This window comes from Rhodococcus sp. IC4_135 (genome assembly GCF_011602025.1).
Taxonomy (GTDB): Bacteria; Actinomycetota; Actinomycetes; order Mycobacteriales; family Mycobacteriaceae; genus Rhodococcus_F; species Rhodococcus_F baikonurensis.
Genome location: NZ_JAAOLG010000005.1, coordinates 160,316 through 174,322, shown reverse-complemented (window position 1 = coordinate 174,322; position 14,007 = coordinate 160,316). Strand labels below are relative to the sequence as shown.

The window sequence follows — 14,007 nt, the reverse complement described above, 5'->3', positions numbered from 1 at the left end:
CTCTGCAACGCATCAGAATGGCCTCTTGCCTTTAGCCCACATCTTGTCCCAGCTACCCCGAATCCCTGTGGCGTCGAAATCGCCGAGGTCGGTGGAAGCGAAGGGGTCGTCGAGGTAGCGAACCTCGTCGAACTGTGCGCCGCGGGGGTCGACGCGGACGAGAGTGAGCCTGTAGCGCGGGACAGCGTTTTTGCCGGTCATGACCTCGTTGTGGGTGACGAAGAAGTCCTTGGCGCCGTCGAGCCGTGCCTTGACCTCGATGCGGTAGGTGTCGCCGTTGGGGGCGGTGGAGAGAATGTCGAAGCCTTTGTTGTTGAAGGCCTGCTCGACTGGCTGTCGGCCGACCTTCTGCTCGCATGCCAGGACGAGGTCGACGCCGCGGCGTTCGACTTCTTTGGTTTCCTTGGCGTGGATCGGTGCGGTAGCGGGCAGGTCCGCGTCGTCGATCATCCCGATAGGCAGTACGAGGGCTGCGGTCAGGATGAGCGGCGGTTTGGTGGACATGAGGGCTTGTTGGTCGAGCAGTTCCAGGCGTAGGCGGAGGCGGTGGTCGAGCTCGACGGCCTTGCGGTTCAGGCTTTCTGACGACTCCTTGGCCTTGTCGCCGGCTTGTTCCTTCTCTGCTGCGACGGCGGCATCGAGGAGGAGTCTTTCGGTCTCGCTTTGGAGGCGTGTGGTGACGAGTTCGCGGGTCTTGTGCAGTTCAGCTGCCCGCTGGGGTTGGACCTCGGCGAGATACTCGGGGAGCTGATGGGAGATGATCCAGCTCGCCGCTTTGTCTTCCGCGTCGGCCAGCCACGGGAGCGAGCGGGCCGCGGTGACAGCCGGCACGTCAGGGGCCGCCACACAATCCAGATACGGTGCCGGTCCGGCAGGGGTGACGGCGCCGTAGTGATCGACAAAGGCGTAGCCGAAGCGGCGGGCCACCGAGGCCCCGGTCGCGTCGGCGACTTCCTCGGTCACTCCGACGAGCAGTTGCGGTTCCTCCAGCGTGGAGGACACCAGAACGGTGCCGGCGGTGAGAGTGCCCCCGAACTGTCGCAGTGCTTCGTCCATCACGGCGTCGTGCAGCGGATGGCCGGGGGCGAGCAGATCGGCGCGGGCGAGGTCATCGTGTTGGACGTGGGGCAGATCGAAAGCCACCCGGTCATAGCGGGTTGCGATGGGTCCGTGCTTGCTGGCGCGAAGGTGGGCGGGCACGTTGGGGATCTCGTAGCGGCCCTTTTCCCGTTTCGCGATGCGGCCACCGAGCCGGGTGAAGGCGGCCTTGAACGCCAGCTCGATGTAATGCGGCTGCAGGCGACGGGCGCGGGCATCGTCCATCGCAGCTCGGAGCGCGGCGAGGTCGGAGTCGGCGAGATGCTCGGAAGCGAGGGCGCGTTCGTCGAGCAGCTCCTTGAGCCCGTCGCCGACCGAGCGGTCGATGACCTCGTGCATCTTGGCTTTCACCTCCGGCAACTCGCCGTACTGGATGGCATTCATCAAAAGATCGCGCAGGGGAGTATCCGCGAACGCCTCACCCAGCACATCGAAGACCTTGCCGCCATAAGCTTTTCGCTGCTCCTCGATCTTGCCGAGCAGCCTGGTAAAGACTTCACCTTCGCGGGTGTTAGCTGCGACGAGGTTCCACAGCCGGCAGACCTCTTCTTGCCCGATGCGATGGATGCGGCCGAAGCGCTGCTCGATGCGGTTCGGATTCCACGGCAGGTCGTAGTTGACCATCAGGTGCGCCGCCTGCAGGTTGAGACCTTCCCCCGCCGCATCCGTGGCGAGCAGGATCTGGCAGGCGTGGTTCTTGGTGAATTCTTCGGTGATCTGGCGGCGTTCACCGCGGCGCACGCCGCCATGGATGGCTTTGACCGTGTCGGGGCGGCCGAGGAGGGAACCGATCCGAGCTCGGAGGTAGTCGAGGGTGTCGCGGTGTTCGGTGAAAATGATGAACTTGCGGGGCCACCCGTTGCGGTCGGTGGTGAGAGCATGGTCCTGCAAGATCGTGGACAGTTCGGTCCACTTGCGGTCGGTGCCGGCGTCGCGAACTTGTTTGGCGAGCCGTGTCAGGTCAGCGAGTTCGAGGAGTTCGGTGTTGAGTTCCTCCACGGTCTGCGCGGCTGTCGCGGCGTCGAGGAGTTCTTCTTCGAATTCTTCGATCTCGGCGGCGTTGTAGTCGTCGGTGTCGAGGTCGGCCAGATCGAGGCTCGGTTCCGTCTCGGTGTAGGTGCCGTTGAGGATGTCCTGTTTCTTACGTTCGAGTCGTTCGGTGCGGCGAACGAGGCTTTTGTAGATCGCTTCGGGGCTGGAGGCGAGCCGGCGTTGGAGGACGGTGAGGGCGAACCCGACGGTGTTCTTTCGCTTTCCGCCGACGCGTTCGGCGCGGTTCATCCCTTCGCGGACATAGGAGGTGACTTGTTCGTAGAGGTCGTACTCGAGCGCGGTCAGCTCGTACGGGACGGTCTCGGCGATGCGCTCGGGAAAGAGTTTCTTGCCTTCGAAGGTGAGTAGGTCTTCTTTGACCATGCGGCGCATGATGCCGCTGGTGTCGGCGGTGACTTTGTACTTGCCCTCGAACCGGTCTTTGTCGAGCAGGGTGAGGAACAGTTGAAAGTCCTCTTCCTTCCCCGAGTGCGGGGTCGCCGTCATCAACAGCAAGTGACGGGTTATCTCGCCGAGTGCTTCACCCAGCAGGAACCTTTTGGTTTTGTTCAACTTCCCGCCGAAATAGTGGGCGCCCATGCGGTGCGCCTCGTCGACGATCACCAGGTCCCATTCGGTTTCCCCGAGCTGATTCTGCAGCTGCTCGTTGCGGGAAAGTTGGTCCATGCGAGCGATCAACAGCGGGTTGGAGTCGAAGACGTTGAGATTGATGTTGGCGTCGATCAACTGGTTCGTCAGTAGGTCGAACCGGAGCCCGAACTTGAAGAACAATTCGTCCTGCCACTGCTCGACGAGGCCGCCCGGAGCGACGATCAGACATTTGCGAACGTCATCACGCAGGATCAGCTCCTTGATGTAGAGCCCGGCCATGATCGTCTTGCCGGCACCCGGATCGTCGGCGAGGAGAAACCGTAGCGGAGTGCGCGGAAGTAGCTCCCCGTAGACCGCTCTGATCTGGTGAGGAAGCGGTTGGACGTCGCTGGTCGCGACGGCGAGCATCGGGTCGAACAAGCCGGCGAGGCCGATGCGCTGCGCTTCGGCGACGAGCTTGAAGTCCGAGGCCGGCGCATCGAAAGGGCGGCTGCCGGTCTGCGCGATGTCGAGCTGAGCTTCGTTCTTCCGGAAAATGACTTGTTGACCGAGCCCCCCGACGGTCGTCTTGTAGGTCAGCTCGAGAGCGTCGCTGCCATGCCACTGCACGGCGATGACGGTGACTACCTCGGCGGGGATGAGCCCGTTGATGCGTAATCCCGGCTTCAGTTCCTCGAGCTGCACGTTGAACCTCCTGGTCGACAGTCGGCCAACGCTAGCGGAGGGATCCGACACAGCATGTCCGCGGCCGTGATCTCCGCGGCCGGGCTAATCTTCTCAGCAACCACCACCCAGTGATCAGGCAGATGGAACAACACGACCAACAACGAGTACGCGTAATCACCGACGAGGTAACCGGCTGGGTCAACCAGGCGAACTCCGTCACGGAGCGACGCGCGAAAATCGAGCAAGCCGCTACCGACGCCATCGCTACGCTGCGCCGTTCCGTCGTGGACATCCGGCGGAACGGAAGCGCGATTTGGCGGATGATCCCGCTACGGCAGACGGATAGTGCCTTGCTCGGAGAGATAGCGCGGCAGTCGCGATTGATTCCATTAACGTCCGCCGACAAGTTAGCTCTCAAGCGACTCCAAGGTGAAGCCGCTACCGCGACGCAGGACGTCCATCTCACCTTCGGGATGCGCCGGTTCTTCCGCGGCGGTAAGAAGCGCGACACCGGCCGTGCCGCTGCCGATTTCCTGGTGGAGTTCCACGAGAAATCGACCAGCGCAGGGCTACATACTCTTCTTGATCGACTCGACAGCCAGTCGGTCGTGGTGGACCAGATCGACCTTTCCGATGCCTTGGCCGAGCGGGTCGGATTGCGTTCACACCTCAAAGACTTCGGCTCGAAAGCCGAAGTCGTACCGGTTACCGGCTTCGTCGGTCTCCCCAAGGCCATCACGACCATCGAGCGAGCACTCAAGGACGAGGCTCAGTCCCGCAGCAATGCCGTGAACGCCGGAAACGAAGTCCGACGCGCCGAAACCCGCGCCCTCCTCACGGAAATGTCGGTCGAACGACTCAAAGAGGCCACCCGCGACAGGCTTCGCTTCGGGCCACTCACCGACGCAGGCATCACGACAGTCCAGTCGGTGTTGGAACTGGGAGACCGCCTTCAACAGGTGCCCGGGATTGGAGCAACGACCGCCACCCGCATACGCGGTGCCGCTCAGACGCTCTGGCAGACAACGTACGACGAGATGCCAACGCGGATCGACATCAAGAACCGAACAAGTCACACCACCGAGCTCCTACGCTGTCTGTCCGCGTGGGACGCCGTCAGAAAGACAAAAGGGGCCACGGCCGACCTCGCTCGCGTGGAAGAACTCACCCCCCTCGCCCGAGCCTTGGACTGGAAGGTCACCCACGTCGCTGTCTTCCGCAATAAAACCGAGCCTTTGTCCGGGCTGTACGACGACGTCGCAACGGTAATTCGACGCGCCCACATCATTTCCGAGACAAGCAGTCCTAAAGGGACAGGGGCAGTCGACCCGTGGGACGACTTCCTCACGAGGCCGGCCGACTACTTTGCCTTACTCGCCGAACTCGGCTTCATCACCGAAGATGAGGAAAAGGCTCACGGCGACCTCTCCGGCGACATCATCGAGGCAGTCCGGGCCCTGGAACTGGACACGGAGCACCTTGCCGCTTCCCTGCGCGGCTACCAGAGTTTCGGGGCACGGTTCGCCCTCGTCCAACGGAAAGTCATCATCGGAGACGAGATGGGCCTCGGAAAAACCGTCGAAGCTCTCGCCGTACTCGCCCACCTGCGAGCGAAAGGCTCTCACCACACCCTGGTGATCTGCCCCGCCGCAGTCGTGACCAACTGGATCCGAGAAGTCTCGTCCAAGTCCGGCCTGCGTCCCCACCGTGTCCACGGCCCCGGGCGAGAGAGCGCCGCTCAGAACTGGCGTCGCAACGGCGGTGTCGCCGTGACAACATTCGAGACTCTTGCATGGTTCGAAAACCAGACCAGCACAGTCTCCGAGGTGGGTTGCGTCGTGGTAGACGAGGCGCACTACATCAAGAACCCCGACGCGCAGCGCACCCAACGCACCACCCGACTACTCGACTCGGTAGAGCGGGCGATCCTTTTGACCGGCACACCGCTGGAGAACCGCATCGACGAGTTCCGCAACCTTGTCGGCTACCTCCGGCCAGACCTCGTGGTCGATGCCACTGAACTGTCTCCCCGCCTGTTCCGGAAGCAAGTCGCCCCGGCCTACCTCCGCCGGAATCAGGAGGACGTGCTCACCGAGCTGCCGGACCTGGTCGAAGTCGAGGAATGGCTACCATTCTCGACCGCTGATGCCAGTGCCTACCGGGACGCCGTGGCGGCAGGAAACTTCATGGCAATGCGCCAAGCCGCCATGTCCCAGGGCAAGCGATCGCAAAAGATGGAACGGCTCCTCGAGATCGTCGCGGAAGCCGAGGAAAACGGCCGCCGAGTGATCGTCTTCTCCCACTTCCGCGGAGTGCTCGAACAAATTGTTCGCGCGTTGCCGGGCAAGGTATTCGGGCCGTTGACCGGGTCCGTCCCCGCAGCGACGCGGCAGACAATGGTCGATCAGTTCTCCGCCGCTGGTCACGGCGCCGCGCTGGTGTCACAGATCGTGGCCGGCGGTGTAGGCCTGAACATTCAAGCAGCATCGGTGGTGGTGATCTGCGAGCCGCAACTCAAACCGACCACCGAATGGCAGGCCATCGCGCGAGCACGTCGCATGGGACAGCTGGAATCTGTTCAAGTTCACCGGCTTCTCACCGAAGAAGGGGTTGACCCGCGCATCACCGAAATCCTGGCCAAAAAGCGTGAAGTGTTCGACGAATTCGCCCGCGTCAGCGATACCGCTCAAAGCGCGCCCGAAGCGTACGACATCTCCGAAGCCGAGCTTGCGCGTGATGTCATCGCGGCTGAGCGTGAACGCTTATTCTCCGCTCCGCCGGTCGATAACCCAGGTGGCTAATACTCGGGGGGAGCTCGCCAAAAGATTCAGCACAACTATTTATTCATCGAACGAAGCCACCATTTCGTTGAAGCCACTGCAGTGCTGCAAGTGGAGAGGCCGGGATCGTCGTATTGACTGGCGTCGGTGACGCTGGTTCGGGGGTCGTCGCACCGAACTTATTCCACGGAAATTTGTCGAACAGTTCGGTGTAGTGACTGTTATTGAGCTCAATTTCATTCCCACGATCGAACCACTGCAGTACGCTGCACTTGCTGCGATCTGCCTCAGTGACCTGGGCTTTGTGGTGAATTATGTCGTTCCGAATCAGCCGAAGATCTCCGAAATAGCCGACCTTTACCTGGTCTGCCTTCTTCTCCAACAGTACCGCCAACCGATGTCGGTAATCCCCGTCCCACTCTTCGTAGAACGACGGTATCCACGCACGGTTGAACCAGCGAAAGATCTCGGTTCCAGGCCCAAAGGTCGTGAGCTGGTTGTCGATCTGTTCAGTCGTCAGCGTCGGTTCGACAACCAGTTGGACACCGTCTCTGTGGGCAAAATCCAAGTAGATTGGCCGATGGCGACTCACCGAGTAGGACTGACGAACTTTTAGAAGGGCCATGACTGCTCCACCTGACGGCGCCAGCCGAGCCATCATCACGTGTCGGCGTAATGACTCGAAAACGGCTTCTGCGAGTTGCTGCGCGTCTTCCATGCACCAATCCTGCAGGAAGGCACCGACACGAATTTCCCCTAAGCGAGCGGATTGTCGGTGAGTGTTTTCTGTCCGGCCGCCGGTGCAGGTCAGCAAAATTTGGCCGTACGAAACAGGTGGGTATCGAAACGTGAACCCAGAAACACTGAATTTTCATAATGCCTGTCGAAAATCGATCGGTATTCGACGCTTCCGTGAAGCACGTATACCCCCAGCTCGTACTGAGGGTGAGGTGTCGAGAACTCGTGTCGGAAATCTATGGCGAATAAACCGTTGGCCTTACCTTTTCGACACGCGTTTTTCAGGCTGCCTCACCAGGCGATGACGATGGCGGTGAGGGCGCAGTCGAGAATGAAGGAAGTTTCGACTGATGTGCCGAGTCGTTCGTGCAGCTTTGGTCGGTGGGTGCGAGGCGATGCTGGGGTCATGTGGTGGTGGCGGGTTGGATCATGGCTTCGAGCCTGGTGAGTCGTTCTTCGAGAACACCGGTGATAGCGAGCAGTCCGAGCACGGTCGGTTCGGTGATGTCGCTGCCTTGTTGCGCGTGTTTGAGCAGCGTCGTGCGCAGGAGTGAACACATGGGGGCGTCGTCGCTGATGGGGAGTTGCTCGAGTTTGGCGGTTAGACGCTCGTCGGGGGAGGCCATGAGTAGCTCCTGCACGGGTGGATTATGCAGGCCGAACGAAAGCGGCGACTGCCTGCGCGGCGGTAACGGGGTGGTGCGCTGGAACCGAGGCGGAAAGCAGCGCACCACGGTGTGTGATGTTACTGCGTCATTGCTGGCCGGTCGGTACGCGGGAGGTAAGTGACGGCGCACCCAGGGGTGGCGATCAACTAACTCGGTACCGGTTCACCTGTAGGCGGCGAGACACTCCCTTCGGTAGTTCAATTCTCGAGTAGCTGTAACTGTGCGAAGACTGGTAACCAGGGTGGGTGACACGTAAATTTTCGGAGGCGGCATCACCCGGTCCCCAACGGGTATGGCGAACGCTCCGCCGGTAGCCACCCCTGGTCTATCGGCGGGCGAGCCGTCCCGCAGGTTTCGGCGCGAAGACTGCGTTTTTCGCTGCGCCGGCGGTCATCGTGGGTTGGGGATGCGCCACAGGCGCGGGGTGTCGCCGTCTTCGCGATGTTGGCGAGGGCCCGGATTCCGTCGGCATCCTGGGCGAGGATGTCCGCGAAGTGCTGTCTGTGGGTGTCGTCGAGTCCGTCGGGCAGGTTCGCACCTTTGGTGATGGATGTTGCGGCCCCGTCGAGGTAGCGGGCGATGCGCAGGAGCAGTGGGCGTGGGGTGGGGACGAGGAAAGCACCCGCGTCGGCGGTGATCATGCCGAGAGTCGACAGCAGAGACAGGCCGGCGACGGCTTCTTTGTCGTCGAGGTTGATGTGCGCAACTTTCAAAGCTTCGGCCAGCGCCGCGGTGGTCAACCCGACGGCGGCAACGGGCATGGAGACGGCGCGCTCGAATTCGATCAGATCTACGCCGGGGGCCTCGTCGGAGAGGGACACAGCGAGGGACTGCGCGAACGCGAGGAGACGTTCGTCGGTGAAGTCTCGCTGTGCGGTCTGGCGGGTGACTCTCATGAGCGCCGCGTACTCGGAGACTTTGTCGTCGAGGATATTCCGGGCTTCGGCGTCGGTGATCGTGAGCCCGAGATCGAGCAGGGCGGCCCGGAATTCGGTAGATCGGGCGTGGAGCCAGGTGGGCCGAGGACTCATCGCTGCTCCTGTGTGTGGCTTTGGTTGTTCAGGTGAGCTTAGATCGGCCGAACTGTGGGAGGGACGTGGCCGCTGTAAGTCGCAGGCCGGTGGCGGATCAGCGGAACCGGGTGCGCTACATCCCTTTTCCGCGTCGTCTCTAGTTCCGAGACGGTGACGGATAGGGGTTCGCCGGGATGTCGTCACACACTTTCCGTCGAGCTGCTCCCTGATCGTGCGCCCGACCCTCCCAGGTTGGGTGTACTCGACCCGCCTGGCTGGTACTGACGACCAGTCGGGCGGGTCACCACGGAGAGGTCCACGCCGCAATCGGCTGATAACAGCTCCGGCGCTGAGCCACTACCGGCGATAGGGGCCGTGGGTGCTCCACCCAGGCATATGGGGTTGTAGTTCGTCATGACTGCAGGATGTGGTGCGGAGGAGGCGTAGAGGTCCGTATATGGGGTCGATGCGCTCGGCATGTTCCTGAATCCAGGCGGCCCATTTTCGTGCCTCCTCACCGTTCTCGTCGTCGAGTTGTTCGGCCCGTTCTGCCACTTCCTCGGCGTAGGTACGCATCGCTGCGGCGGACTGCCGGCGGTCCAGTTCGTCGCGGAGCCGGTCGGCGTTGCGTTCGTAGCTGAGTTTCGTGAACGCCTCCTGCTTGACTTCCTCCCATCGCGTTTCGCGGATCTCGGAGCGTCGTACTTCCTCCTGACGTGACCAGTCGGCTTCGGCTTCAGCGATCTCGAGTTTGCGGACAAGGGTCGGTAATTGTTCTTCGATCGTGGCGGTGTCGGTATCTTGGAGCGAAGCGATGACCTGGTCTTCCCAGGTTTTGGTGAGCGTCACTTCCAGCTTTCCGGATGCTTGGAAATACTTGTTCGCCGTCGTTCTCTCAGCTCGGGTGTAGTAGTCAGTCTCGGTCGTATACGCCTGCACGTGGCGTCGTCCTCCGCGTTGGTCGAGTTCGCGGATCGTGACGACAAGTTCCCTCGACGGAAACCGGAGTGTCAGATCGGGGCCGGACTCACCCCGCCCCCGGTGTGGCACCTTCGTCGGAACCGTCCAACCGAGCTCAGTTGCCGCTGTCACGAGGGCCTGCAGGAAACGCGCAGCGCGAGCGATCTGTGCTTTGGAGACCAATGCCTTCTTGTCCTGAAATGCAGCAACGGTGGGGTGGGGGTTTCGAAGCTGACGGGGCACGGAGAACTCGCGCACGGCAGTCAACACCTCGAAATCTGGCTCCAGGTAGACGGTCACGCCCAGGACAGGGTCCATGCGCGTTGGTTCCTGGGCCATACGCTGCCCGTCGGGCAGCAGACGCGATTGTGACGCGAGAGAGTTCTGTAGGCGCTGGACATCCTGGGAGTCGACATCGGGCCCCAGATCGAGACGTCCCCCGGCTGCGACGACATCGCGCAGCAACGCCGCAGCCTTCTCGCGGAGTTGCTGTTGCTCGTGTTCTCGCTTCAGCCGATCCTGTTTCTCCCGAAGAGTGCGCCTGCGTTCTGCTTCGATGCGGTGGGCTTCCTCCTCGAGACGGCGGGTGCCGTCCGGAGTGATCCGCGCGGCCCAAGTCTTCCCGCTACCGGAGACACGAAGGAACCCGCGGTTGTGGAGCGAACGAGCTGACACACGATGCGATGGACCTTCGTAGACGCCTTCTTTGCATCCGTCGGCGACCCATTTCAACAGGTCGAACTGGGTCACGGTGAGATGATTCGTCGCTCGCCCCACTACTACTCCTGTCCTTGGAAATTTGAACCATTCTCACTGCTTAGGCCATAGATCCGTCAATGGCTGCAGAGCGCCGGTCGGCACTCCCGCCGGCGCCGAGAGAATCACGACCGGACAGCTCGCATTCGCCGAGCCCCGATCGTCCGCCCTTCGGCCCTGAACGGCTTGGGACGGCTCCATGCACACCACCGTGGCGGTCATCGTCGGCGGTAGGTGGTAATCGAGTGCTACGAGGTGTCCCGTAGTACCTCTATTTGTCGGACTGATCATGTAAATATTGCTCGGTCAGCGTTCTCCGGAAGTCTTGCTTGAAAGAAGGACTGGTTCGATGAAGTTCATCACTACAGCTAGAGAGGCTGAAGAGAGCGCAGCGGAAACCATGCGAGTGCTTGGATTCCGGGATGCTCGTGTTACGGACGTGGGCCCTGACGCGGGCATCGATATCGTATCGGCCTCAGCAGTTGCCCAGGTGAAATGGAAAGGCGCCGTCGTGGGACGCCCCGACCTCCAACGCTTGGTCGGCGCTCGGGGACGGAAAAACCATTTGGCATTGTTCTTCTTCGCTGCATCCGGCTTCAGTCAGGCGGCCGTTGACTATGCCGATGATCTAGAAATCGCACTGTTCGTCTACGACCCATCCGGAACGCCGACCGCACAGAATCGCCTGGCTCACAAAATTGTGCAGACCTACCTAATCGCTGGTGATACGACTGAGCCAGCCGATGCCGAGAAGTCGGTCCCGCCGGTGGCGCCGACCGCCGAGGAATCTGCCGCAGAGATAGTGGCGATAATAAGCGAACTTTCCATAGAGAAATTCAATTCATTGAATAATGAACAATTGATCGAAGTGTGCAGATCCTATAGGTCTGCAATCGTAATCACTGAGAATTTGAGAGAAAAATTCAACAACCGTGCTTTGGCAGAAAAATTCGAAGAGATGCGTCGAATTGCGAAGTATGGACGCCCGGAAGATCCTTACGATTGGACTGTGAAAACACCCACGGCTGTGTCGGGGACTGGTCCCTCGTACTCGAGTGAAAAATATAAGGCCATCGTGCCACGGAGTTCGCGCGATAATCCCTTCGGGAAGTATGTCGGATCCGTTTATCAACCTATATCTCCGGAGCAGAGAATAAATTGTAGTGTCGAGACGCCGCTGAACCCGATTTATTTAACTCATTTCAACGGTATGCCGTTCAAATACGATTCCAAGCGAACGTGTTTTGCATATGACGGGGAGCGCGGGACTTATCAGCCTTTCGACCCGGAGACGCGGACCTTTCTAGTTCCATATGATCGTGAGCAAGCGGCGGCGGAGCGGGCAGCTGAAAGGGAGGCGAGCAGGATGCGAAAATCGGCAGAAAGACTCCGCTACCTGTAGGACGCTCGTCCTTTGCGGATCGACGGCACTCGCTGCGCGATCCAATCAGTGCGCGTCCACTCCTGCCCGCGATTCCAGATCTGTCCGGGGCCCAAGGACTATCTGCTCGCAGGCAGTCCCAGCTTGTCGAAGAACGCACGATTCCGTTGTGAGGCTCCGTTAACGAGACCATCGAAACTCATGACCTCGATGTACACGCGTCGCGCATCGTTAAACCCGAAATAGGAGAGACCGTCCTGGGTCGGACGCAAACTCGCGAGTTCGCAGCGGTCGATCATTTTGGGAGTCAGGTCAGCAATTATGTAGCAGAATGCTGGCGCCTCTTCCGATCTCGGGATCAGCCGGCCATCGCTCGTCTTGGCGCTGCCTTCGCGGATCTTCTTCACGTAGCCGAGACACTGGTCGATCGGGTTGTTGTCTTCGGAGGCATCAGTCCGCATCGGGCGCTTGATCTCGACTACGACGATCGAACTGAGCGGGACCGTCTGGCGCTCAGCTGCGAGCACGGCGCGGCCGGCGAGCCGCGTGGCGATGATGTCCGGCTCCTTCGTCGACTTCGAGTCGGTGATGGGCATGCTGTTGAACGTCTTGTCCGACGCGAGGTAGTCGTGGAAGGCCAGTCTCTCGTCGATGATCCACAGGTTCGATGCGTCGGTGCCGATCTCATTCGAGTCCTTACGCATCGGGATCAGCAGGTTGTGGATCTCATCCTCGCGGCAGTACTTGCCCTCGTCGTTCGCGCGGATGAGCTTTGCCAGAACCTCAAGGATCACCCGGCGCCGGGCCACGTACGCCGCCAAGTCCGACTGGTTGATGTCAGTGATCTTTGCGAGGTAGTCGTCGAGCCGCGCCTGGTAGTCCGCGGGCCGCTCGGCGCCGTCTTCTGCGAAGATATGCTGGGTCTCCGCCAGGGTCTCGGCTTCGAGCTTCTGAAGTTCGCGGTGAAGGAGCACTTCCAGCTCCGTGTCCTTCATTGACGGGTCAACTGTCAGCCCTAACGATTCCATTCGCTTGAGCAGCGGCCGGTACCGCGGCGCACGATTGCTGACGTAGTCATTGACCCGCAATTTGCCTTCGTCCCGTGCAGCCGCCAGCGCGTCTGCGAGCAGTACTTCCATCTCGGCGAGCACCGCTTTCCGCACGTTGTCGAGTGTGATCTCGCCCTCGAGCGTGTCGCCCTCGATGGTCTCGTCGATGTCGAACGCCGTTCTGTCAGCGCGGACGTTAGCGTCGAGGTATTCCGAGGAGAGATAGCAGACGTAGGTGAAGTCCGCGCCGTTCTCGTCTTTGAGTCGACCGTAGAGTCCGGAAATCTTCCCGGTGATGTTCTCCTCGGTCACTACGCGGCTAGCCGCGCACCAGAAGAGTCTCGGGGTCTGGTTACGAGTCGACGACTTCAGGCAGAGGTTGACCATGTCGAACTTTTGGCCCTCGACCTCGATCGTCTTTCTCGGCATTTCCGAGAACATGAACTCGTCCATCAGCTCTCTGAGCAGGACCACTTCGCCGTCGTCGATCACCCGTATCTCAGGCGCGCCACCGGGCCGCAAAAAGTACCAGATGCAGTGCTCGAATACCTCTCTCGCTATTGCCGCTGCAGTCTTGGGCGCACTTTTTTGATAAGCGGCACCGAAGCCGTCCAACTCGACGATTGTCCCGGTATCGCCGAGCGTCTCGGCCGGTTCGATGGGCTCCACCTCTCGCTCGACCGAGAACCTGAACTCCCGACCATGGAGGATGTCCGGTGCGACCTGGTAGGTGCTCTTCACCATCACCTTGCTGAACGCCTTCAGCCACAACAGCCGACCCACACCTCGGCATCCGGCGGCCGACTTGTAGTCGCTGTCCAGCGTCTCGAACGACTTCATGTTCTCCGCGGTGAACCCCACCCCGTTGTCGGTGACTACGAATCCGACGATGGGCTCCAGCGGAGCCCGCCCGGGGCCGGTGAATTCGAGGTCGAGCCCGGTTTCCGTGCTACGCACGATTTTCACGTCGAGACGCCCTTGAGAGCTGTCGTCCTCGAATCTCGCGTCGATGGCCTGTATGCCATTGACGGCAGCTTCCAGTAGCGGGAGCAGCGCGTGGCTCTTTGGCAGACCGGTGTTCTTGACTCGGCCACGAAGGGACGTAGTCATCGGCGCCATGCTGTCCTTCTTTCCCATCTTGATGCCGCTCACCGTACGGGCGACGTCAGACAATCCTAGGCAGGTTGCGCGGCCCTAAAGCCGCCACCGTGCTGGTTCCTGGGATGGGGGCGTCCCTCGATTGGCCACACTATG

At 61.0% G+C, this 14,007-nt stretch carries 8 protein-coding genes; 2 read left to right on the top strand and 6 right to left on the bottom strand.

The features are described from left to right. Positions 1-12 precede the first annotated feature (12 nt). The gene (locus tag G8767_RS12745; RefSeq protein WP_166810351.1) at positions 13-3,426 is read right to left on the bottom strand and encodes a helicase-related protein; all 3,414 of its coding nucleotides are present in this window, start codon (positions 3,424-3,426) and stop codon (positions 13-15) included. A 122-nt stretch (positions 3,427-3,548) separates the two neighbouring features. Between G8767_RS12745 and G8767_RS12740 the strand changes: the two genes are divergently transcribed. After that, positions 3,549-6,209 (top strand): DEAD/DEAH box helicase, encoded by a 2,661-nt coding sequence (locus tag G8767_RS12740; protein ID WP_166810350.1) that lies wholly within the window; start codon positions 3,549-3,551, stop codon positions 6,207-6,209. Positions 6,210-6,252: 43 nt separating this feature from the next. Here the strand turns inward: G8767_RS12740 and G8767_RS12735 are convergent, their stop codons facing one another. The 4 genes from G8767_RS12735 to G8767_RS12720 all read right to left on the bottom strand — a co-directional run bounded on the left by G8767_RS12735 (position 6,253) and on the right by G8767_RS12720 (position 10,317). Then, positions 6,253-6,906 carry a hypothetical protein gene (locus G8767_RS12735; RefSeq protein ID WP_166810349.1) on the bottom strand — a complete coding sequence of 218 codons (654 nt, stop codon included), beginning with the start codon at positions 6,904-6,906 and terminating at the stop codon, positions 6,253-6,255. 424 nt (positions 6,907-7,330) lie between these two features. After that, positions 7,331-7,552, bottom strand: a complete 222-nt coding sequence (locus tag G8767_RS12730; protein WP_166810348.1) for a hypothetical protein — start codon at positions 7,550-7,552, stop codon at positions 7,331-7,333. 314 nt (positions 7,553-7,866) lie between these two features. Then, on the bottom strand, positions 7,867-8,625 hold the full coding sequence (locus tag G8767_RS12725; RefSeq protein ID WP_240952209.1) for a hypothetical protein: 759 nt from the start codon (positions 8,623-8,625) through the stop codon (positions 7,867-7,869). Between the two features lie 339 nt (positions 8,626-8,964). Next, entirely contained in the window at positions 8,965-10,317 is a 1,353-nt protein-coding gene (locus G8767_RS12720; RefSeq protein ID WP_346842984.1) for a hypothetical protein, read from the bottom strand. 355 nt (positions 10,318-10,672) lie between these two features. Here G8767_RS12720 and G8767_RS12715 point away from each other — a divergent pair, with 355 nt between their 5' ends. After that, complete coding sequence (locus tag G8767_RS12715) at positions 10,673-11,725, top strand: restriction endonuclease (RefSeq protein WP_166810346.1); 1,053 nt, start codon at positions 10,673-10,675, stop codon at positions 11,723-11,725. Between the two features lie 98 nt (positions 11,726-11,823). On the opposite strand, the gene G8767_RS12710 is transcribed toward G8767_RS12715, so the two are convergent. After that, complete coding sequence (locus tag G8767_RS12710; RefSeq protein ID WP_166810345.1) at positions 11,824-13,863, bottom strand: ATP-binding protein; 2,040 nt, start codon at positions 13,861-13,863, stop codon at positions 11,824-11,826. Positions 13,864-14,007: the final 144 nt, after the last annotated feature.

Coding starts and splice junctions, on each gene's coding strand:
- G8767_RS12710 (WP_166810345.1), bottom strand. CDS start 13,863: ATGACTACGTCCCTTCGTGGCCGAGTCAAGAACACCGGTCTGCCAAAG.
- G8767_RS12725 (WP_240952209.1), bottom strand. CDS start 8,625: ATGAGTCCTCGGCCCACCTGGCTCCACGCCCGATCTACCGAATTCCGG.
- G8767_RS12715 (WP_166810346.1), top strand. CDS start 10,673: ATGAAGTTCATCACTACAGCTAGAGAGGCTGAAGAGAGCGCAGCGGAA.
- G8767_RS12735 (WP_166810349.1), bottom strand. CDS start 6,906: ATGGAAGACGCGCAGCAACTCGCAGAAGCCGTTTTCGAGTCATTACGC.
- G8767_RS12730 (WP_166810348.1), bottom strand. CDS start 7,552: ATGGCCTCCCCCGACGAGCGTCTAACCGCCAAACTCGAGCAACTCCCC.
- G8767_RS12740 (WP_166810350.1), top strand. CDS start 3,549: ATGGAACAACACGACCAACAACGAGTACGCGTAATCACCGACGAGGTA.